General features: G+C 59.2%; 10 protein-coding genes. 2 read left to right on the forward strand and 8 right to left on the reverse strand.

Annotated elements, in window-relative coordinates; genetic code table 11:
• Positions 1 to 4: 4 nt before the first annotated feature.
• Together L888_RS0107195 and L888_RS0107200 are read left to right on the forward strand one after the other, a co-directional pair.
• Positions 5 to 1,969 (forward strand): glycoside hydrolase family 97 protein, encoded by a 1,965-nt coding sequence (locus L888_RS0107195; RefSeq protein ID WP_027952402.1) that lies wholly within the window; start codon positions 5 to 7, stop codon positions 1,967 to 1,969.
• A 41-nt stretch (positions 1,970 to 2,010) separates the two neighbouring features.
• Complete coding sequence (locus tag L888_RS0107200) at positions 2,011 to 4,767, forward strand: 3'-5' exonuclease (protein WP_027952403.1); 2,757 nt, start codon at positions 2,011 to 2,013, stop codon at positions 4,765 to 4,767.
• 474 nt (positions 4,768 to 5,241) lie between these two features.
• Here the strand turns inward: L888_RS0107200 and L888_RS0107205 are convergent, their stop codons facing one another.
• From L888_RS0107205 to L888_RS14665, 8 genes are all read right to left on the reverse strand, one after another.
• Complete coding sequence (locus L888_RS0107205) at positions 5,242 to 7,257, reverse strand: OPT family oligopeptide transporter (RefSeq protein WP_027952404.1); 2,016 nt, start codon at positions 7,255 to 7,257, stop codon at positions 5,242 to 5,244.
• Between the two features lie 197 nt (positions 7,258 to 7,454).
• On the reverse strand, positions 7,455 to 10,043 hold the full coding sequence (clpB, locus tag L888_RS0107210; protein ID WP_027952405.1) for an ATP-dependent chaperone ClpB: 2,589 nt from the start codon (positions 10,041 to 10,043) through the stop codon (positions 7,455 to 7,457).
• A gap of 159 nt (positions 10,044 to 10,202) precedes the next feature.
• On the reverse strand, positions 10,203 to 11,063 hold the full coding sequence (locus L888_RS0107215; RefSeq protein ID WP_027952406.1) for a 4-hydroxy-3-methylbut-2-enyl diphosphate reductase: 861 nt from the start codon (positions 11,061 to 11,063) through the stop codon (positions 10,203 to 10,205).
• A 27-nt stretch (positions 11,064 to 11,090) separates the two neighbouring features.
• Positions 11,091 to 12,164 (reverse strand): DUF1573 domain-containing protein, encoded by a 1,074-nt coding sequence (locus L888_RS0107220; RefSeq protein WP_027952407.1) that lies wholly within the window; start codon positions 12,162 to 12,164, stop codon positions 11,091 to 11,093.
• Between the two features lie 2 nt (positions 12,165 to 12,166).
• A complete protein-coding gene (locus L888_RS0107225) occupies positions 12,167 to 17,716 on the reverse strand; it encodes an alpha-2-macroglobulin family protein (protein ID WP_027952408.1) in 5,550 nt (1,849 codons plus the stop codon).
• Positions 17,717 to 17,867: 151 nt separating this feature from the next.
• The gene (locus tag L888_RS0107230) at positions 17,868 to 19,379 is read right to left on the reverse strand and encodes a glutamine synthetase family protein (protein ID WP_015310332.1); all 1,512 of its coding nucleotides are present in this window, start codon (positions 19,377 to 19,379) and stop codon (positions 17,868 to 17,870) included.
• A gap of 1,115 nt (positions 19,380 to 20,494) precedes the next feature.
• On the reverse strand, positions 20,495 to 21,277 hold the full coding sequence (locus L888_RS0107235) for a DUF6261 family protein (RefSeq protein WP_027952409.1): 783 nt from the start codon (positions 21,275 to 21,277) through the stop codon (positions 20,495 to 20,497).
• 55 nt (positions 21,278 to 21,332) lie between these two features.
• The gene (locus tag L888_RS14665; protein ID WP_044127020.1) at positions 21,333 to 21,533 is read right to left on the reverse strand and encodes a hypothetical protein; all 201 of its coding nucleotides are present in this window, start codon (positions 21,531 to 21,533) and stop codon (positions 21,333 to 21,335) included.
• Positions 21,534 to 21,541 lie beyond the last annotated feature (8 nt).

The raw sequence follows: 21,541 nt of genomic DNA on the forward strand, positions 1-21,541 counted from the left end.
CGACATGTATAAATCATTGCTTGCGCCTCTCGTTCTCCTGGCCGCCCTGCCGGCTTGGGGAGCCGAACGGGCCGTCACCTCGCCCGACGGGCGCCTCGTGGTGACCGTGGCCGACGAGGCCGGCCGCCCCACCTATCGTGTGGACTATGGCGGCCGGCCCATGCTGCTCGCGTCGGCCCTGGGCCTGAAGACCAACTATGCCGACTTCACCCAAGGGCTCACCATGGGCGAAATCGTGGAGGGCAGCGTGCAGACACGCTACAGCATGACGCGCACCAAGTGCTCCGCCGTGGACAAGGCGGCGCGCAAGGCCGTCTTTTCCTTTGCCAATGGCGACGGGATGCAGATGGACGTGGAGTTCTATGTCTCGGACAACGACGTGGCCTTCCGCTACCTGCTGCCCCGCCCCAAGCGCGGCAACCCCAAGTGTGCCGTGGTCTACGGCGAGGCCAGCGCCTACAATTTTCCCGCCCAGACCACCACGTTTCTCTCGCCGCAGATACAGCCCATGACGGGCTGGGAGCGCACGAAGCCGAGCTACGAGGAGGTGTTCTCGTCGGATGCACCGATGGACCGCAAGTCGCAGTACGGCGTGGGCTACACCTATCCCTGCCTCTTCCGCGTGGGCGGCGACGGCTGGGCGCTCGTGTCGGAGACCGGCGTGACGGGCGAGTACGTGGGCAGCCGGCTGGGCGAGTACGTTCCCGGCAGCGGCTACACCGTGGCCTACCCGCAGGAGGGCGAGATGAACGGCAACGGAACGCCCTGGGCCGCCATCGCCCTGCCCGGCAGCACGCCGTGGCGCACGCTTACCGTGGGCACGACGCTGGCCCCCATCGTGGAGACCACCATCCCCTACGACGTGGTGCAGCCCCAGTATGAGGCCCGGGCCGACTACCGTCCCGGCCGCTACACCTGGAGCTGGCTCATCTGGCAGGACCAGAGCATCAACTACGAAGACCAGGTGCGCTTTATCGACACGGCGGCCGACATGGGCTACGAGTATGTGCTGGTGGACAACTGGTGGGACACACAGATTGGCCGCGACCGCATTGAGGAACTTGTGCGTTATGCCCGCTCCAAGGGCGTGGACCTGATGCTGTGGTACAACTCCAACGGCTTCGAGAACGACGCGCCTCAGGGCCCGCGCGGCATCATGAACCGCGCCGTGGACCGCAAGCGCGAGATGGCGTGGCTGCAAAAGATTGGCGTGAAAGGCATCAAGGTGGACTTCTTCGCCGGCGACAAGCAGCAGACCATGCAGCTCTACGAGGACATTCTGAGCGACGCCAACGACTACGGCCTGCAGGTTATCTTCCACGGCTGCACGCTTCCACGCGGTTGGGAGCGCATGTATCCCAACTTCGTGGGCTCCGAGGCGGCCCTGGCTTCCGAGAATGTGTTCTTCACCGAGGAGGCGGCACGGCGCGAGGGCTACGACATGACGATGCACCCCTTTGCCCGCAACGCCGTGGGCAGCTTCGATTGGGGCGGCATTATCATGAACCGCATGATGAGCAAGGACAACCGCAGCCGCCATCCGCGCTTCACAAGCGACGTGTTTGAAATGGCGACGGCCATTACCAACCAGTGCAGTGTCAACTGCGTGGAGGTGACGCCGGACGTTGCAGACACGCTGCCCGCACTGGTGAAGGACTACCTGCGCCGCATTCCCACCACCTGGGAAGAGACGCGTTTCGTCGACGGCTACCCCACGAAGTATGCCGTTGTGGCCCGCCGGTCGGGAGGAAAATGGTATGTGGGCGGCCTCAACGGCACCTCCGCGCCGCGCACGCTTACCCTCGACCTGCCCATGCTGGCTGGCCGAACGGTGGCGTGCTACATCGACAAGCCGCTGAAGAAAGGCCGGCTGTGGCCTGAACCCGAGCTGCGGCAACTCAAGGTGGGCAAGGACGGCAAGGTCAAATTGACGCTGCAGCCCATGGGCGGGGTGGTGCTCATGGAGTGAGCGCGCCGCCGTATCTTTCAAAAACAAAGCCTTTTCCAGCCATGCAAGACCCTGCCGCAGCCGGGTGGACGCCCGACGACACCCAGCAACGCATCATCGACACGCAGACAGGCCGCCATCTGGTGCTGGCCCCGCCGGGCTGCGGCAAGACGCAGATACTGGCCGAACGCATCCGACGGGCGCACGCCGGCGGCGTGGTCTACGGCGACATGCTCTGCCTGACGTTTACCAACCGCGCCGCCCGGGGCATGCGCGACCGCATTCGCGACCACGTGGACGGCGAGGCGGCAGCCGACATCTTCGTGGGCAACGTGCACCGCTACTGCTCGCGTTTCCTCTTCGAGAACGGGCTGGTGCCGGCCGAAAGCGCCGTCATCGACGACGACACCACGGTGAGCATCATCGCCATGTACATGAACGAAATGGAGGAACGCGTGCTCACCGACGGCCGGCGGCGGCGTTATTACAGTCAGGTGATGTTCTTTGCCCACCTTATGATCGAGCTGGAACTGGGCATTCCCAAGCCGCTGCGCCTGCACCCGGAGTGTGCCACACGCGACGACATTGCCGTGATGCGCACCATCTGTCGGCTGCAGGACCGGCCGTTCACGGCCGAAGCCATGGCCGACATCTACGAGCACAACGACTTCTATCGCGACCTGGTGGAGGCCGACGCTTTCGACGCAGCCCTGCGCCCCACGGCCCGGCAGACGCTGCTGAAGATGCGCTACGCCCATGCCTACACGGCCTACAAGCGGCAGAACAACCTGATTGACTTTGAGGACCTGCTGCTCTACACCTATGCCGCCCTGCGCGCAGGCGGGGCATACCGCCGCTATCCGTGGGTGCAGGTGGACGAGGTGCAGGACCTGAACCTGCTGCAACTGGCCATTGTCGACGAGCTGACGGACGGCACGCAGACTGGCGATGGGCCCACGGTGATGTATCTGGGCGACGAGCAGCAGGCCATCTTCTCGTTCATGGGGGCCAAGCTGCAGACGCTGGAGCTGCTCAAGACGCGTTGCACGGGCCACATCCACCATCTTGGCGTGAACCATCGGTCGCCCAAATACCTCGTAGACCTGCTCAATGCCTATGCCACGAACGAGCTGGGCTCCGACCCCGACCTGCTGCCCCGTCCGCAAGGCGGCGGTGCGGCCGCGGGCCATGAGCTGCAGCTGGTGGGCAGTGACACGCTGGAGACCGAATACGACGACGTGGCACGCCTGGCCCGGACGCTGGCAGAGGGGCACGGCGAGGAGACCACGGCCGTCATTGTGTCGTCGAACAACGATGCCGACACCGTGAGCCGGCGGCTGGAGCAGGAGGGCATGAGCCACTTTAAGGTGTCGGGAACCGACCTCTTTGCCACGCCCGAGGTGAAGCTGTTGCTGGCCCACCTCAGCGTGCTGGCCAACGACCGCAACTTCCTGGCCTGGTCGCGGCTGATGAAAGGAATGATGGTGTGCCAGACGAATGCCTCGGCACGCCAGTTCGTGCACCAGCTCGAGGCTCGGGCCATTTCGCCCACCGACCTGCTGGACTACGAAGGCACGACCTGCGTGCAGGAGTTTGTGCGCCTCTACGACGGGGGCGACCTCGTGGTGTTCGACACCGAGACCACGGGGCTCAACGTGTTCGAGGACGACATTGTGCAGATTGCCGCCGAGCGCATCAGGCAGGGAAAGACCGTGGCCCGCTTCTCGGTGCACATCGAGACCGGCCGCGACATACCGCGGATGCTGGGCGACATCGTGAACCCCATCATCGAGGAGCGGCGGCACCAGACGCTCTGCGGGCATGCCGAAGCCCTGCAGCGGTTTCTCGACTTTGTGGGAAACGACGTGCTGGTGGGCCATAATGCCGAGTACGACTACCGCATTATGGACTACAACCTGCGCCGCTGTCTGCCCGCGGCCGACTGGCAGCGTGAGCATCCCGTGTGCTTGGACTCGCTGCGGCTCATCCGTCTGCTGCGTCCCGACCTCAAGGCTTTCAAGCTGAAGATGCTGCTGCGCGAACTGCAACTGGAGGGCGAGAACTCGCATCTGGCCGATGCCGACGTGCACGCCACGGTGTCGCTGCTGGGCTATTGCCGCCGGCGGGCGCAGGAAATGGTGGACAGTCAGCAGGAGTATCTGGCCCGGCCGGGCGTGCAGGAGCGCATCCGGCTGCTGCGCCGAAACTATGGCGGGCTGTTCAAGGATGCCCGGAGCAGGCTCTACCGGCGGCCGGACGATGCTGCAAGTGAGGGGCAGGACATGCCGGGCGGCGACAACACGGCCGCCGGCAGGGATGCCGCGGCACCCGCCGTGGTGGCCGAGTTGCAGCGGTTTTACGACGCTCTGCGTCGGCAGGGATGGTGCCCCGAGGTGAAAAAGCTGGACTATATCCTGCGGTTTCTGGCCGACGACATCATCGACGCTTCGCGCGAACCCTCCCTGAAAGAGCAGCTCGACCGCCACATCATGGAAATGAACACCTTCAAGGAGGCCGACCTCTGTGGCTCCACAACCATTGCCGACCGCCTTTTCGTCACCACCATTCACAAGGCCAAGGGGCTGGAATTTGACAATGTAATCGTGTTCGACGTGGTGGACGGCCGCATTCCCAACTATTACAGCGAGGGCAACCCTGCTCAGCTGGCCGAGGATGCCCGCAAGCTCTACGTGGCCATGTCGCGTGCGCGCCGCCGCCTTTTCATAGCCTACAGCCGCTTGCGGCAGGTGGGGCGCGACCTGAAGCCCCAGCGTCTCTCCCGTTTCATGGGGTCGGTGCGCGGAATGTTCAAGGAATAGTCCCTGTCAAACGTCTTGTGAAAATTGCCCCGAGTGATGGATATGGCTTCATACCCACATAGCTTTGGTCATGGTAATAAACAATCACATGTGCTGTAAGACAACTAAAAACAACTTTAAACAACAGCCCTATGTTGTTTGTTGTTGTTATCGTTGTCTTTAAAATCAACCTCTAAGAATGTGGTTATTTAAAAGGTTTTCGGGGCAACACGGAATAGTATAACCGTTGTAGTCGTTAACTTTTATATTTTCACGAGTTTTGTTTGGGAAGTGAACGTTTCCCGTGGGAAATTCGTTCAAGACGACGGGAAGCGAAGATTTCCCGCAGGAAATTTGTTCAAGACGACGGGAAATGAAGATTTCCCGCAGGAAATTTGTTCAAGACGACGGGAAATGAAGATTTCCCGCGGGAAATGTGCTCAAGACAATGGCATGAGAACATTTCCCGCAGGAAATGGTTGTTTCCCGAATTTTTCAGGCGCGATCCTTGGTCGTGCTCCTCGTGGCACGCACGAAATAGAGAATGAGCACGAGGTAGACGGCCAGCGAGCAGAGTCTGGCCCAGCTGCTTTCTGTCCAACTTGTAGGCAGACTGCAGTCCATACCGCCAAACTTGAGCAGGGCACTCACCACGCCCATCAGTGCACCGCCGGCGATGAAGCCGCTGGCCAGGAGCGTGCCTTTCTCGCCGCGCGCGCTGTTCACCTGCGCGTCGCGTGAGCGTGTGGTGACCCACCAGTTGACGGCTCCGCCCACGAGCAGCGGGGCGTTGAGCTCCATGGGGATGAACATGCCCAAGGCAAAAGCCAGGGCTGGGATGCCCAGAAAGTTGAGCGTCAGGGCCAGCAACGCGCCGCAGCCGTAGAGCCACCAGGGGGCGCCGACACCCGACATGAGCGGCTCGATGACGGCGGCCATGGCGTTGGCTTGGGGTGCCACGAGGGCGTGGTCGCCCACAAAGCCGTAGGTCTTGTTCAGAATAATCATCACGCCACCCACGGTGGCTGCGCTGACGAGGATGCCGAGAAACTTCCAAGTCTCCTGCTTGGCCGGCGTGGTGCCGAGCCAATAGCCAATCTTCAGGTCGGTGATGAAACCGCCGGCCGTGGAGAGGGCCGTGCACACCACGCCACCCATGACCAAGGCGGCCACCATGCCGGCCGACCCGCGCAGCCCTACGGCCACCATGATGACGCTGGCCAGGATGAGCGTCATGAGCGTCATGCCCGACACAGGGTTGGTTCCTACGATGGCGATGGCGTTGGCCGCCACGGTGGTGAAAAGGAAGGCGATGATGCCAATGACGAGAATGCCCACCACGGCATGCAGCAGATTGAACTGCACCACGCCGGCATAGAAGAAGACAAATGTGGCGGCGATGGCCATGATGACGCCCACAGCGATGATTTTCATGGGAATGTCGCGTTGCGTGCGAACCACTGCACCATCAGTGCCCGACGCTCCGCGCAACTCGCTTCCGGCCAAGCCGATGGCTCCGCGGATGATGCCCCACTGCTTCACGATGCCGATGAGGCCGGCCATGGCAATGCCGCCGATGCCGATGTGACGGGCAAAGGTCTTGAAGATGGCTTCGGGAGCCATATCGGCCACACTGCCCGCAGCTGTGAGATCAAAAGTGGGGTTGAGGGCTTGCAGCGTGGCATCGCCCAGCAAAGGAAGCAGGGGCACGATGACAAACCACACCAAAGCCGACCCGGCACAGATGATGGCGGCATACTTCAGGCCGATGATGAATCCAAGGCCGAGCACGGCGGCCGAGGTGTTGATGCTGAACACCAGCTTGGCCTTGTCGGCCACGGCGGCACCGAGAGGGATGGCACGCGTGGAGAATGCCTCGGCCCAAGTGCCGAAAGTGGCCACACAGAAGTCGTACAGGCCGCCGATGATGCCGGCCATGAGCAGGGGCTTGGCCTGTGAGCCGCCTTTCTCGCCCGAGACGAGCACCTGCGTGGTGGCCGTGGCCTCGGGGAAAGGATACTTGCCATGCTGGTCTTTGACGAAGAACTTGCGGAAAGGAATGAGGAACAGAATGCCCAGCACGCCGCCCAGAAGCGAGGAGAGGAACACCTGGACGAAGCTCACCGTCACGTCGGGATACTTGGCTTGGATGATGTAGAGGGCGGGCAGGGTGAAGATGGCACCGGCCACGATGACGCCCGAACAGGCTCCGATGCTCTGGATGATGACGTTCTCGCCCAGCGCATGGCGACGCTTGGTGGCCGTGGACACGCCTACGGCAATGATGGCAATGGGGATGGCGGCCTCGAATACCTGTCCCACCTTCAGCCCCAGATAGGCGGCTGCGGCCGAGAAGACAATGGCCATGAGGATGCCCCACGTCACTGACCAGGCATTGACTTCGGGATATTGTTGCGTAGATTTCATGACGGGCTCATACGTTTCGCCCGCTCTTAACTCTCGAAATGCGTTGTCGGGCAGCTGCACCGCCTCTTTTTCTTTTTCATTCATGGGTTTGCTGGTTGGTTGTTGATTTGGCTGCAAAGGTAATAAAAAAGTAAAAGAGCAGAAAGGCAAAAGAGTAAAAAGAGGAGTTAGGGAGTTAAGGAGTTAGGGAGTTAAGACGAATGCTGTCTGGTTGTTTTCCGCAGCAGACAAATGTCTTAATTCCCTAACTCCTTAACTCCCTAACTCCTCGCAAGAGCTTGTCAGTTCCTGAACACCAGCCCCGCGCCGTTGGCATCCACGGTGATGGGCTTGTCGCGTGTCACCTCCTCGGCAAGAATGCGCTTGGAGAGGTTGTTGAGCACGTACTCCTGAATGGCACGCTTCACGGGACGGGCACCAAACTCGGGGTCGTAGCCCACGCCGGCCAGCCAGTCGATGGCGGCAGGGGTCCACACGATGCTGAAGCCTTGCGGTTCGAGCATGTGCTGCACGTGCTGCATCTGCAGCGTCACCACCTGGGCAATCTCCTTTCGGGTGAGCGGCAGGAACATGATGATGTCGTCGATGCGGTTGAGAAACTCCGGACGGATGGTCTTCTTGAGCATCTCCATCACCTTTTGGCGCGTGTCGGCGATGACCGTATTGCGGTTGGCATCGGTGAGCTCGGCAAAGCGCTCCTGGATGTACTGGCTGCCCAGATTGGAGGTCATGATGATGATGGTGTTCTTGAAATTCACCGTGCGTCCCTTGTTGTCGGTGAGCCGGCCGTCGTCGAGCACCTGCAGCAGAATGTTGAACACGTCGGGGTGTGCCTTCTCTATCTCGTCGAAAAGCACCACGCTGTAGGGCTTGCGGCGCACCGCCTCGGTGAGCTGTCCACCCTCGTCGTAGCCCACATAGCCCGGGGGCGCACCGATGAGCCGCGAGACACTGAACTTCTCCTGGTACTCACTCATGTCGATACGGGTCATCATGTTCTCGTCGTTGAACAGATAGTCGGCCAGTGTCTTGGCCAGCTCGGTCTTGCCCGTGCCGGTGGTACCGAGGAAGATGAACGAGGCGATGGGCTTCTTTGGATCCTGCAGTCCGGCGCGGCTGCGGCGCACGGCATCGGCCACGGCTTGGATGGCCTCGTCCTGTCCGATGACCCGGCGGTGCAGTTCCTCCTCCAGATGGAGCAGTTTTTCGCGTTCGCTCTGCATCATGCGGGTCACGGGGATGCCCGTCCAGCGGCTCACCACCTCGGCAATGTCGTCGGCAGTCACCTCTTCGCGTACCATGCCTTCGCCGCCCTGAGTGGCTTTGAGCTGCTGTTGGGTATGGTCGATGTCGTCCTGCAGCTGTTTGAGCCTGCCATAGCGTATCTCGGCCACACGTCCGTAGTTGCCTTCCCGCTCGGCCCGCTCAGCCTCAAACTTGAGCGATTCTATCTCTTGTTTGTTTTGCTGAATCTTGTTTACCAGTCCTTTCTCAGCCTCCCATTTGGCACGGAACTGCCGCTCTTGCTCTTTCAGTTCGGCAATGTTCTTGTCGAGCTGCTGTATCTTGGCCTCGTCGTTTTCGCGCTTGATGGCCTCGCGCTCAATCTCCAACTGTTTCAGCCTACGGGTAATCTCGTCGAGCTCTTCGGGCACCGAGTCTCGTTCCATGCGTAGCTTGGCAGCGGCCTCATCCATCAGGTCGATGGCTTTGTCGGGCAGGAACCGGTCGGAGATGTAACGCTCGGAAAGCTTCACGGCGGCGATACAGGCGTCATCCTGGATGCGCACCTTGTGGTGGTTCTCGTAACGCTCTTTCAGTCCGCGCAGAATGGAGATGGCATCCAGCTCGTCGGGCTCGTCCACCATGACGGTCTGGAAGCGTCGCTCCAAGGCCTTGTCTTTCTCAAAGTATTTCTGATACTCGTTGAGCGTGGTGGCGCCGATGGCTCTCAGCTCGCCGCGGGCCAGTGCAGGCTTCAGGATGTTGGCTGCGTCCATGGCTCCCTCGCCTCCGCCGGCACCCACCAGCGTGTGGATTTCGTCGATGAAGAGAATGATGTTGCCCTCGGCATGCATCACCTCTTTGATGACACTTTTGAGCCGTTCCTCGAACTCGCCCTTGTATTTGGCACCGGCCACCAATGCGCCCATGTCGAGCGAAAAGAGCTGTTTGTTCTTCAGGTTCTCGGGCACGTCGCCGCGCACGATGCGTTCTGCAAGCCCTTCGACGATGGCCGTCTTGCCCGTACCGGGCTCACCTATCAGGATAGGGTTGTTCTTGGTACGCCGCGAGAGGATTTGCAGCACACGGCGAATCTCCTCGTCGCGGCCAATCACCGGGTCGAGTTTGCCCCTGCGGGCATCCTCCACAAGGTTTTTGGCATACTTGGAGAGGGCCTGGAAATTCTCGTCGCCGCTCTGGCTCTGCACTTTCTGCCCTTGGCGCAGTTCTTGGACGGCTTGCTGTGCGTCGTGCTCGTTGCAGCCGGCGTCTTTGAGAATGCGGCTGGCTGTGGAGCCCACTTGCAGCAGGGCGAGCAGAATAGGCTCAATGGACACGAACTCGTCGCCCATTTGCTGTGCATTGTCCTGTGCACGCTGCAGCACTTGATTGGTCTCGTTGGAGAAGTAAGGCTGTCCGCCTTCTACCCGTGGCAGATGCTGGAGCTCCTGCTGCACGAGGTTTTCTATCTGTGTGCCGTTGACTCCCAGCTTCTGGAAAACGAAGTTGGCGACGTCGCGGCCTTTCTGCAAAATGCCCTGCAGGAGGTGCACCGGCTCGATGGCCTGCTGGTGAGCCTGCTGGGCAGAGTTCACTGCTTCCTGCACCGCCTCCTGGGCTTTGATGGTGAATTTGTCGAATGTCATGATAAACTCCTTTCGTTGATGTTTTGATATTTCTGCTGTCTGTTGGTCAAAGGTTGTGCCTAACCCTCCGCGGGTGACAATGTGGCAGAGATGCTTCGTCAAGGAAAACAGTCCGGAAAGGGTAGAGTAGAGGATATATCCTTAAGAACCAAGTAGTTTCTACTTGTGCTGCAATATGGCGTCGCGACATTCTTCCATCAGCCATTTTGGCGTGCTTGTGGCTCCGCAGATGCCAATGGTATGCACGTTTTGCAGCCAGTCGAAGTTGATCTCGTTGGCACTTTCTATCTGGTAACTGTTGGGATTGACACTCAGACACTCCTTGAAGAGTACCTTGCCATTGCTGCTCTTTCGTCCGCTCACGAAGAGGATGAGGTCGTGCTTGGTGGCAAACTCGGCAATGTTGGGCATGCGGTTGGCCACCTGCCGGCAGATGGTGTCGAAGCTCCTGAACTTAGCTTTGGGGGAGATGTGCTGCTGAATGTAGTCGATGATGCGGTGAAACTCGTCGAGACTCTTGGTGGTCTGCGAGTATAGGTAGATGTCACGGCCGAAGTCGAGCCGTTTCACGTCCTCGACCCGTTCCACGACGATGGCTTTGGATTGTGTCTGACCGACCAGTCCCAGCACCTCTGCGTGCCCGTTTTTGCCGAAGATGACGATTTGGGCTTGGGGATTGTTGGTGAACTGCTTCTTGATGCGGCTTTGCAGGGCCAGCACAACGGGGCAGGTGGCATCAATAATTTCTATGTTGTTGCGTCGTGCCAGTTCGTAGGTTTCGGGCGGTTCGCCGTGGGCGCGCAGCAATACTTTCACATCGTGCAACTCGCGCAGCTGGTCGTGGTTGATGGTGATGAGCCCGTTGGAATGGAGCCGGTCCACCTCCATGCCGTTGTGCACGATGTCACCCAGACAATACAGCTTCTTGCCGGCAGCCAGTTCTTCTTCTGCCTTCTTGATGGCAGTGGTCACGCCGAAGCAAAAGCCACTGCCTCCGTCTATCTCTATTTGTACGTTCATATTCTTATGGAAAGAGCTGTGATGGGGTCAGCTCTTTCCTGAAACATTGATGTTAATCACTACCTTTGTATTCTCCGGGTCGTTCGTAATCATCAGTATGCGGGGCTTGGAGCGGGCCGTTTTCAAGTCTTTGGCCGTAGCGACGACCTTGAGGCGGGCCGATGCGCCCGGTTCAATCTGGGTCTTGTTGAGTGAGACGCGAAGCCCGGCCGCAGACATTTGCAGTGAACGGATGATGAGCGTGGACTGTCCTTCGTTGGTGATTTCGAGGGTTCCCCGCTTTCGAGCCTTTCCTTTGAACTCGCCCAAATCCAGACTTCCTGCCGACAGGCGCATCTTGGGAGCCTGGGCCCGCTGCTGTTCGGTCATGCTTTCAAAGCCCGGCAGCAGCACGGTGGAGACGGTTATCTCTTTCTCGGGAGTCACCTTGTCGCCCAGAAAGGCCCCTAAGTAGACAGAGGTCTGGGTGAGGCCGAGATCGCGCAGACGGCGGGAATCGAGCATGATGGTGGCCACGCCGCTGTGCCCGGGGGCAATGCGCGTGGGCGACACGCTGGCCTTGAGGTAGCCGGGCAGGTGCATGATGACGGGTTGCGCCGTCTCCCGGCCCACATTTTTAATATGAATCTTGTGATAAGGACGGTCGCCACGGTTTACGTCGTCGAACTCAATGTCAGTGGTATCTACCATCAGCGTCCCCAGCGTATAGGGGTATTGTCCGTCAAAGTCTTTGATATTGGCCACCACGACACCCCTGACAGAGAGCACCATGGGCTGGCCGCCGGCATTGCTGTACAGCCCAATCTGCTTGTCGAAGTGTCCCATCTGCCGGGCATCGTACACGGCACTCACAGTGAAAGTTTGCCCACCGGGGATGGCTTCGCGGGGATAGGAGACGGTGGTGCAGCCGCAACTGGTGCGCACATCCGTGATGAGGAGAGGCTTGTTGCCGCTGTTCTTCATCTCGAACTGGGCAGTGATGGGCTGACGGAACACCACCTGTCCACAGTCGATGACTGTGTTCTCGGTGGTTATCTTTTGGGCATGGCCCTGTATGATGGCCAAAGCCAGGAGGGCGGTAAGTATCTGTTTTCTCTTCATTGCTATTTGACGGAGAATCGTTGAGCGGCTTCGCGGGCAGAATATTCAGGGCTGTAGGCGCACTGGGCCGTGCAGATGCCGCTGGTGAAGTCGCCCTCGCGGTCTATGTAATATTCGGTTTCGACAACATGCCGGCCCTTGGCCAGCCGGTCGAAATAGTAGTTGGTCACATTGTCCTGCGGTGCGCAGTAGTAGCCTCCTCGGTAGCCACTAATCTGCCCCACGGGCTCCAAGCAGGCGGCTCGCTTGTCCTGCACCTGTACGAAGTCGTAGTCGCGGTCGGCCGTGATGGTGATGCGCACCCTTACTTTGTCGCCTACTTTGAACGAGTTGGCCTTGCTCTTGCCGTCGGCCTGTAGGATTTCCCGCTTGATGGCAAGCCCGGCCGACGCTTTCTGTACGTCGGTGGACTTCTGCCAGAACTGGGCGTACAAGGCTCCCCAAGAGGTTCCCTCTGTGGTCTTCTCGGCACTGAACGTGGTGGCTTTGACGGGCTGCACGGTCGTTTTGACATAGCCCAGGCCGGCCGTTGCCTTGGGTAACTGCATGGCCCTGCCGTCGAGCTTGAGGACGGCGGGCTCGCCGCCGGCCAGTTTGCCCAACTCCATCTTGCCGTCGTTGTCCGTGAGGAAGGCATATACGGCATCGGTGGCGTTCAGCGGCGTGTCCCAACTCGTGGTGCGCTTCTCCTGCAACAGCCAGCGTTGCATTTCCTCGATGGTCTTTCGGTCGGTGTTCAGTCGTTTCATGGCCTCGATGGCGGCCACCTGCGTGGGAATGCGATAGTCGCACCAGCTGTAGCGGGCTTTTCGCGTGTCGAAGTAGCGCCCCATCTCCTCCTTATAGACGGAGTATTCGTTGATGCTCTGCAAAGCCTCACGGGCTTTCTGCATTCGTCCGTATTGAGCAAGGATGACGGCGGTGCCGGCCTTGCCGTAAATGGTCAGGTCGGCGGGCATCTTTTCCAACAATCCAATCAGATAGGCGTCGTCGTGAGTCTCCTTGCGTCCCGTCAGTGCTTTGGCATACAGATAGTTGCATGCCGTCTCGCTGGGAGCAAGATGCTTGGTGCCTTTCTTCTCCTGCTTTTTCAGGTCGGCCACTTCCTCGGCCATGCGCCGGTCGAGGAATCCGAAAGCCTTGTCCATCATGGCGTATGCGTCGCTCTGCAGGGCTGTCATGCTGTTCAGACGAGCCAGTATCTTGACTACGGCCATGGTCATGTAGGTGCTGCCGCGCATGCCCGGCCACCAGCTGAACGAGCCGTCAGGATTCTGCAGACTCTGGAGTTTGTTGGTGAAAGTGGACAGTCTGTAGCCGATGGCAGACTCGTCGAGATAGGTGGCAAGTTGCTGCTTTTGGTCGGTTTCCCGCTCGGCTTCACCCACCCAAGGCGTCTCGGAGAGGACGAGATTCTTCAGCTCTTCATTCTTTTGCAGGCTGCTCATCAGCGAGGTTTCGCCGCCCTTTTCCTGTTGCCACAGCCGGATGATATTGGTCATGCCGGGCATGTGGCTCATGATGTGGCGGGCAATGCTGTTGGCATAGATGGCCGAGGCCAGCGAGATGGCGTTGCGATCGTAGGGGCTGGCCACCGTGGGCAGGGCTTGAATGGCCAGCCATGCCGGGTTGTTGGTGTATTCCACGGTCAGCTTGCCATCCTTGTTTCCTGCGGGGAAGAGCCGGGCAAGGTCGATGTGCTTGGTGCCCGCCCCGTTCTGGGTGAAGGGCACCGTGGTGGTGACATACTCCTGATTGGGCAGCAGAGGCAGGTAGTGCTGCTCGCCATCGCCGAATCCCTTGCCGTCGGCCATGATGCGCACGATGAACAGGTTGCTGCCCTTGGACAAGGAGGAAAGCTGCGAAGCGTTGATGTCAAAGCCAATGCTGCCGGTCTTGTCTGCCTCCAGGGAGAAAGGCTTGCTCCATTCGCAGATGACGTTCTCGGTCTCGGGATTCAGGAATTGCAGCCGCACCGTTCCGCTTACACGCTTGTCCGATGTGTTGGAAAGCTGGGTACAGAGCTGTGTCTTGTCGCCCATGCGGATGAATCGAGGCAGGTTAGGCTGTACCATCACCGTCTTCTGGGCTACGGCTTCGGCTTCTATCTGGCCATAGTGAATGGTGCGGTCGTGGGCCAATCCCATGAAACGCCAGGTGGTGACACTCTCGGGCAGGGTGAACCTGATGGCCACCTGGCCTTGCCCGTCGGTCGTCAGTGCAGGGTAGAAGAATGCCGTCTCGTTGAGGTTCTCCCGCAGTTGCGCGTCGCCCTTGTCCCTCGTGGGTCGCGCGTCACGTGCCATGGCGGCAGGCAACTGTTCCACACTGTCAAACACCTTGTTCTCCACCTTTCGACTTCTTGCGGAACCTTTCGCGTCGAGCGCTCCGACAGCCATATTGACCTTGCTTTCACTCAAGGCTCGTGTACCGCGAATCCTCAAGTTCGAGCTCTCCTCCATCATTGGCACTGCCCCTAGATAACTGATGGCGGCGGGGTGGACGAAGTAGAACATCTCGTCGTCAAAGTGGCTAAGTTCCAGTTCACGCTCGGCCAGCGACTTGTGGTCTTGGAACCCATACAGGCCGATAGCCGAGTTGCTGCCCCCCCGCCAAGGCGACGATACGTTGGCAAGCGCATAGTCCAGACTGAAATTCCAGCCATGCTTGCTGATGGCATCCAGACTCTTGTCGTAGAGTGTGGCCATCAGTTGTGCCTGGGCGGGCTTGTCGTCGGGCGTGAGAATCTGCAGCGTCCACTCCTCTTTCTGGCCGGGGGTGAGCTTGTTGCGGAAAGTCTTCCATGCCAGTTTCAGCTTTTGGTCGGGCAGGGGACGGCTGATGGTGGTCTGGTGGTGGTAGAGCTTGCCGCACCTTACCCAGGCCATGCTCACGGTGAGCCCGTCGCCGTATTCGGGCTTGTAGGTCAGCTTCTGGGTGTGAATCTCGTTGCTGAGCACCTTGGAACCCTTGGCCAATATCTTTTTGCCGGCGAACACCGTATAATAAATATGTGTGTCTTCATCCGACGATCCCACCTGCAGATAGACGGGCTTGCCGTCATTGGGGAAGCGGTTGGCCGACACGTAGTACCAGTCGTGGGTCTGGACGACGGGCTTTTTGTCGGCCATGGAGAAGACAATGATGCTCTGGCTTACGGTGTCGCCCTCGCAGATGGCGGTGAGCAGATGGCGGCCGGAGGCCAGGGCCCCGTCCAGAGCTATGGGCTGATTGGCCGGCGCGGTCTTCCAATCCTCGTTGCCGAAATGGTAGCGCACGGTGCCGCTGATGGTTTCGCCGGCGATGTTCCGGCGTGTAAAGGTGAGCGTTTTCAGACTGTCGCGTATCGCCTTGCCGGGCAGGTCGCAGGCGAGCATGGTGGTGCGGTTGCTCAGCGGCAGCGAGAAGTCTGCCTCGTGGCTCTCGCCGGTGCGGTCGGTTACCTGGGCGCTGGCCGTCACCTGATAGTAGACGGGATGGCTTGTGTCGGCCTTGTCGGGGAACAGCATCGGCATCTTCACCATGAATGAGCCGTCGTCGGCTGTCATGGTGGAGTCGGTATATAACTGCGGCGTGTCATCGCCGCCGCCCCTCCACCACAGGAATCGGCTGCGGCGGGCCACCGTGTAGCGCACCTTGCCCTGCTGCACGGGCACACCGGCATAGGTCTTGGCCACGCCACGCACGCGTACGGTGTCGCCCGGCTGGTAGGTTTGCTGGTACTTGTCGAACTCCACTTGGAACGTGGGACGCTTGTACTGCTCCACCTGGAACCCGGTATTCCAGCTCCTGACGTTTTCTGTCTCGGCGCGGACAGAGAAGCGTCCGGTCAGCCCGGACTGGGGCAGGGAGAAGTCGGTCGATGCCGTGCCGTAGGCATCAGTCCGGACAGTTTTGGTAGCTACACTTTTGTGGTTGGCGTCGTAGAGGGTGAAGGTCAGCTGCTTGCCCTCCATGGCCTCTGCCTTCAGCAGTGTGTCGTCTTTCCGATAGACGATGGCTGCCGCGTGTACGCTCTGGCCGGGACGGTAGAGGGCACGGTCGGTATAGAGCCGAATGCTTAGTCCGCTGCTCTTGTAGTCCCAGTGGCGGTAATAGTTGTCCTGGCTGAACTCGCCGCAAGCCTTGTCGTTGTCGGTATAGGGATACACCAGGTCGGGACTGTTCTTGTCATAGGCATGGTCGGCCTCGCCGTTCTTGTCGGTCACGAGCGTGACGGTCTGCGCCTTCTCGTTGTCGTAGCGGCTCTCCGTGGTCAGTCGGATGTGAGCTCCCGGCACAGGCTTGCCCGTGGTGGCGTTCACCACCACATACCGCACGTGCTTTTCGGGCAGGGTTTCCTGCATCACGTATAGGTCGCTCACACGCAGCAGGGCCCGCTGGGGCTCAATGCTGCCGTTGTCGGTCGTGGCCTCCATGAGGTACACGCCCACGGGCAGTCCTTCCAGCACCAGCGAGTCGGTGTTCTCTTTCCATGCCGGCTGGCCGATGTAGCGTCGGGTAATGGTTTGCAGCACACCGGGGAAGAGCAGCTTCTGCAATTTGGCATAGTCTTCCTTGACCGACGGGTCAAGTTGTGTGTTGCCGTGTACGTTCAGCCTGAAAATGTTGACGTTGAGTTCGTTGATGTTGCGGATGGAATTAACGAGCACTTTCCGTTCCACGTTGGGCAACATCATGTAGTCGCCGATGTTGATGTTGAACATCGGCTGTTGCAGGTCGCTCAGTGCGTTGCGCAAAATGTTGGTCCGCGGCCATGCTCCCCATCGGCTCAAGGCGTAGTTGATGTAGTTCACGCGGTCCTCTGCGGTGGCGTCGGTGGCTTGAGAGATAATGTTGTAGTGCTCGATGGCCAGTTCGCCGGCCTCGCGCAAGTCGGCATACTCGCCGATGAGCGAGTCCACGCGCTGCAGGTATTTCGACTTGCGGGCCAGCTGGGTATCCTGCTCGCGCTCCTGCTCCAGCTGGTAGTAGGCGCAGATGCAGGCTGCCGCCCGGTTGCCCACGCTCCGATAGTAGTCGTGCAGCGTCCCATACGCCTCGGCCTCAAAGCCGATGACGTGGAGCAGGTCGTCGTAGAACATCTTACTGTCCATTCCCTGGATGAGGGCCGGTTCGTATTCCGCGCTTTTGTGTTGCGCCAGCAGTTGGGGCGAGGCCATGGAGCGGGCATACCATGCCTTGCTCTTGGCTGTGTCCCCAGCGCCGTCCTTTTGCCGGTACAGGCTGCCCAGCGCCGAAGCATAGATGGCCTGGGCCACAGGGTCTTTCACCTGCTGCTGTTTCCGCTCCAGCCGGGCAATCGCGGGCTCGATCGAGTCGGGCGAAATCTGTGTCTGCGCGGCGGCCAGCATGAATTGTGCTTTCAGCAGCTGGCCGTAGGCCTGTTCCCGTTCGGCCTTGTCAATGATTTTGGCAAGCCATTGCATTTCGGTCTTGGGCAAATCCCGCTGCCGGGCATCTGCCACTTTTTTCCAAAACGAGGTAAAACTGTCTGCATTGATGGCTGCCGAAACCAGCAACAAGGCAAGGAGGAACACGGTTTTCTTCATACGTCTCTTTCGTTTAATGTCACAAAGATAAGCAATAATATCGAAAACGTTCCGCTCCGATGCCTTTTTTTAAAAGACGCTAACACAAAGCCGCCGGCATGCTGGGTGGGCGTGCCGGCGGCTTTGTGTCGAATGTAGGGGCGGTGTCGGTTCACCCGCAGTTGTAATAGCATTTTACGAGTTGGGCCACTTTGAGCACGTCGCCCTCGATGTCGCGCCGCAGCGTGCGGTCGTTGTAGCTGCGCAGCTGGGCAATGATGCCGTCGATCATGCCGCAATCGAAGATGTTTTCCGCCTCAAAGACGCTGCGTTGACGGGCTAAACAGTCGGCCGATTCGGCGCAACTGTCGGGCAATTGCGCCATATTGGTGGCGTGTTCGGCACGGCTGCTGTCGTGGATGTCGCCGTCGGCAAAGGTTCGCTCGGCCACCTCGAGGGCGTTGTCCATCTCGAATCCGTGGCGGCAGGCCGTGCAGAGTGCAGCCAGATACTGGTACACGTCGGCCGACCCGTCGCCTGATCGAATCTCAAAGGTCTGTTTCTCGCTGCCCCTTTGTTCCATCGGCACCTCCTGCTCCATCGGGTTGGCCGCCCGGCTCATGTCGTGGCCCGAGGTCCAGCCCAGCGGAATGCGCACGAGCACGCTGCGGTTGCTCATGCCCCAGCAGACGTTGGTGGGCGCTTCCTGATGCGGCACCAGCCTGAAGTAGGAGGTGGGAATCTTGTTGCCAAAGGCTGTGAGGCTGGGGGCCAGCTCCATGAGTCCGGCAATGGCCTTGCGTGTGGTGTCGGTGAGCTGCCCGTTGTTCACGAGCATGTTCCGGCCGTCTTTCATCAGTCGCATGTGGATGTGCAGCCCCGACCCGGCCTTGCCCGTGGTGATTTTCGGGGCGAAAGTTACGTTGAGCCCCTCCTGCCATGCCAGGTTGCGTATCACCCACTTGGCAATCACCAGCTCGTCGGCGGCGTGTATGGCCGGTACGGGCAGGAATTCTATCTCGTTTTGCTCATAGAGCATGCCGTCCTGCTCGAAGCATCCCACCTCCGTGTGGCCGTATTTGATGTGTCCTCCGGCTTGGGCGATGTACTGCATGCACCGCTGGCGGAAAGCACCCATCTTGGCATACGGGGCGCTTTCGTGGTAGCCGTGCTGGTCTTGTCCGGGAAACAGACTCTCGGCCGGCTTGATGACGTAGTATTCCAGCTCGCCCATGGCCTCGAAGTCCATGCCGGTCTTGGCTTTGAACCGGTCCAAGGCCTTGCGCAGCGTGTGTTCCGGTGCCGAGCCCAAAGGGTTCCCGTCCTTGTCGAAGAAGGAGCAAAGCATGCACAGTGTGGGCGTCTCGCTGAAAGGATCGAGAAAGGCGGTGGCGAAGCGGGGCAGCACATAGAGGTCGGAACTGGCGGCCTGGATGAAGCTGAACAGGCTCGACCCGTCCACGCGCTCGCCGCAGGTAAGGATGGTGCGCAGGTAGGCCAGGTCGGAAACGATGAAGTTGAGCGTCTTGAGCCGCCCGTCTCCGCCCGGATACATGAAATTGACGAGGCGGATATTGTTTTTCGTCACATAGTCGATGATGTCTTCGCGGGTGAATTCCGAGGGGGCCTTGCCCAGAGCGGCCACGATGGGGTTGGCATTCATCATGAGTTGTTCGTTGTTCATAAGGTCTTTTTTTAATAGGGTCTGTTGTTTCGGTTTACGGCGACAAATATAATATAAAAAGGAGAAAGCCCCAAACAATACCCTATAAAACATAAAAAAGGAGCCTACCCATCCCGGGCGTGCTCCTCGAAAAACAGTAATTAACTCAAAATTTATAATCTATTGGTTTGCTTGTTTTTGTCTTGTTGTCTTGGTTGTACGGTCTTGTCGTCTCGGTTGTATTGTTCGTTGCAAATATAGTGTTTTTCTTTAAAATACGAATCAACATATTGAAAAAACTGCTGTTTTCGCAGCAAAAAAATCGGTTTCCGCGACAAATTATAAGTTCTCTCCAGCTTTTCGGTCACCTTGGACGGCTTGCATGGGTGCAGTCTTGCGCGGCTTTTTTAGACAGAACAACATATTTGAACATATAGCTGCGCGGTGGAAAGGGGGCACGCTGATTCCATGCGTGGTATTTTCTCACAGATTCCACAGATTTCACAGATGCTGCGCGGAGGGTGTGACATTGGGTTTGGGCGTAAAGGCCGGCCCGTATGCCAATATCATACACTAAACCCCTGTGCACATTCACCGCGCAGCATCTGTGAAATCTGTGGAATCTGTGAGAAAATACCACGCGTGGAATCGGTGTGTCTTTTTTCATTGCGCAGCTACATGTCCATTCTGTTGTTCTGTCTAAAAGCATCGCGGGCCGTGTCTCACGACACAGCCCGCGCAAAAAGAGATATTATAAAAACACGATATTGAGAGTATTGTAGTTACCTTGTCTGCATAAAGGGATGGCCGGCACCCCGCGCGTGGCCGTTCATACAACCGTTATTGGTGGGTTGGCAAAGACAACTGGGAACAACAGATAACAACAACATGACCGTGGCGCAGCGTTGTTTATGGTTGTTGGTCGTTGTCTTTTGAACGCGATGCGGTGTGCAATGTTCTTGCCCCCGTGCGTGTCCGTTCATGTTGGCAAAGACAACTGGGAACAACAGATAACAACATTTATAAAAGCCCGCAGCGTTCAGGATGGTTGTTGGTCGTTGTCTTTTGAATCCTCATGCACCGTGGTTTGGACGGTCGGCCACACAGGGCGTGTGGCCCTGCGAATGCAGCGCGGTTCATGCCTCCACTTTCTCGTACACAAATAGGGAGCCGTTCTTGTTCTGCCCCACCCAGATGGTCTTGGGCTGGCCGTCGGCACCCGTCTGGCCCGCCACGACGAGCTCGTAGTGCCGCTTCGCACCCGTCCCCTCCGTCTTGCCCGTGAACGACAGGCTGCCGGCCGCAAGCCCCAGCTGCTGCTCCAGCGCGGCGAAACCCGGCCGCAGATGCGCCTCGTACTCGGCACGGCGGCGGTCGCGTGCCGTCTGCGACGTGCCCGCGCGGTGGGCCAAGAGCGTGCGGCGGTTGTCCACTAAGTTGTTGTACTGCGTGATGAGCGAGGCGATGGGTGCCGAGGGCTCCAGCTCGTCCAGCGCCTCGACGCGGCGCAGCACGGCCGACAGCGCACGGTCCTTCCGGCAAAGGTTGCGGATGAGCCCCGTCTCCTTGTCGTAGTTCGATGCCGTGACGTTGGGGTAGGCCTCCATCACGCGATTCACGGCCTCCGCGGCAGCCAGCACGGCCGCGTCCGTGCTGTGCAGGTGCAGGGCCACAGCCAGCCGCAGTGCCTGATACGACCTGTCGCGCCGCTCGTCGGCCTCGCGCATCTTCTGCGTGTTGGGCTCCGTTCGGGGCTGGTTCAGGGCCTTGTCCTCCTCGGCCACGGCGGCCTCGAGGGGCCCGAGCACGGCGGTGAGTTTCTCCGTCTTCGCCTCCTTGCAGAGCGTGAGCACGCGGTCGGCAAACTGGTAGTGCTCCATGTTGTGGAGGCGATCTTTTCGGATGGTTTCGAGTTCCATGATTTTTATTTTTAAGGGTTTAACATAAATATTTGTAGCATCAAACGATTTGCTTTCATTCGGCAGGTGCCGCCGACTGGATTTTGTTTAAAAACGAGCTTCGGCAGCTGCCGAAATGCTGCCTGGACATTTTCTTGCGTTTCGGCAGCTGCCGAAGCTCTGTTTTTTCTGTTTTCTGGCTTTCGGCAGCTGCCGAAACACCCTTTTTCGCGTGGGTTTCCCCTGCTGCGGGGCTGCCTTTTACCTTGAAAGACACAATGAGAC

It is taken from the genome of Hallella seregens ATCC 51272 (assembly GCF_000518545.1).
Classification (GTDB): Bacteria; Bacteroidota; Bacteroidia; order Bacteroidales; family Bacteroidaceae; genus Prevotella; species Prevotella seregens.

Bases quoted from the DNA above. Each gene is read 5' to 3' on its own strand.
- L888_RS0107195 (WP_027952402.1), top strand. From the start codon at position 5: ATGTATAAATCATTGCTTGCGCCTCTCGTTCTCCTGGCCGCCCTGCCG.
- L888_RS0107220 (WP_027952407.1), bottom strand. From the start codon at position 12,164: ATGAAGAGAAAACAGATACTTACCGCCCTCCTGGCTTTGGCCATCATA.
- clpB (WP_027952405.1), bottom strand. From the start codon at position 10,043: ATGACATTCGACAAATTCACCATCAAAGCCCAGGAGGCGGTGCAGGAA.
- L888_RS0107205 (WP_027952404.1), bottom strand. From the start codon at position 7,257: ATGAATGAAAAAGAAAAAGAGGCGGTGCAGCTGCCCGACAACGCATTT.
- L888_RS0107200 (WP_027952403.1), top strand. From the start codon at position 2,011: ATGCAAGACCCTGCCGCAGCCGGGTGGACGCCCGACGACACCCAGCAA.
- L888_RS0107230 (WP_015310332.1), bottom strand. From the start codon at position 19,379: ATGAACAACGAACAACTCATGATGAATGCCAACCCCATCGTGGCCGCT.
- L888_RS0107235 (WP_027952409.1), bottom strand. From the start codon at position 21,277: ATGGAACTCGAAACCATCCGAAAAGATCGCCTCCACAACATGGAGCAC.
- L888_RS0107225 (WP_027952408.1), bottom strand. From the start codon at position 17,716: ATGAAGAAAACCGTGTTCCTCCTTGCCTTGTTGCTGGTTTCGGCAGCC.
- L888_RS0107215 (WP_027952406.1), bottom strand. From the start codon at position 11,063: ATGAACGTACAAATAGAGATAGACGGAGGCAGTGGCTTTTGCTTCGGC.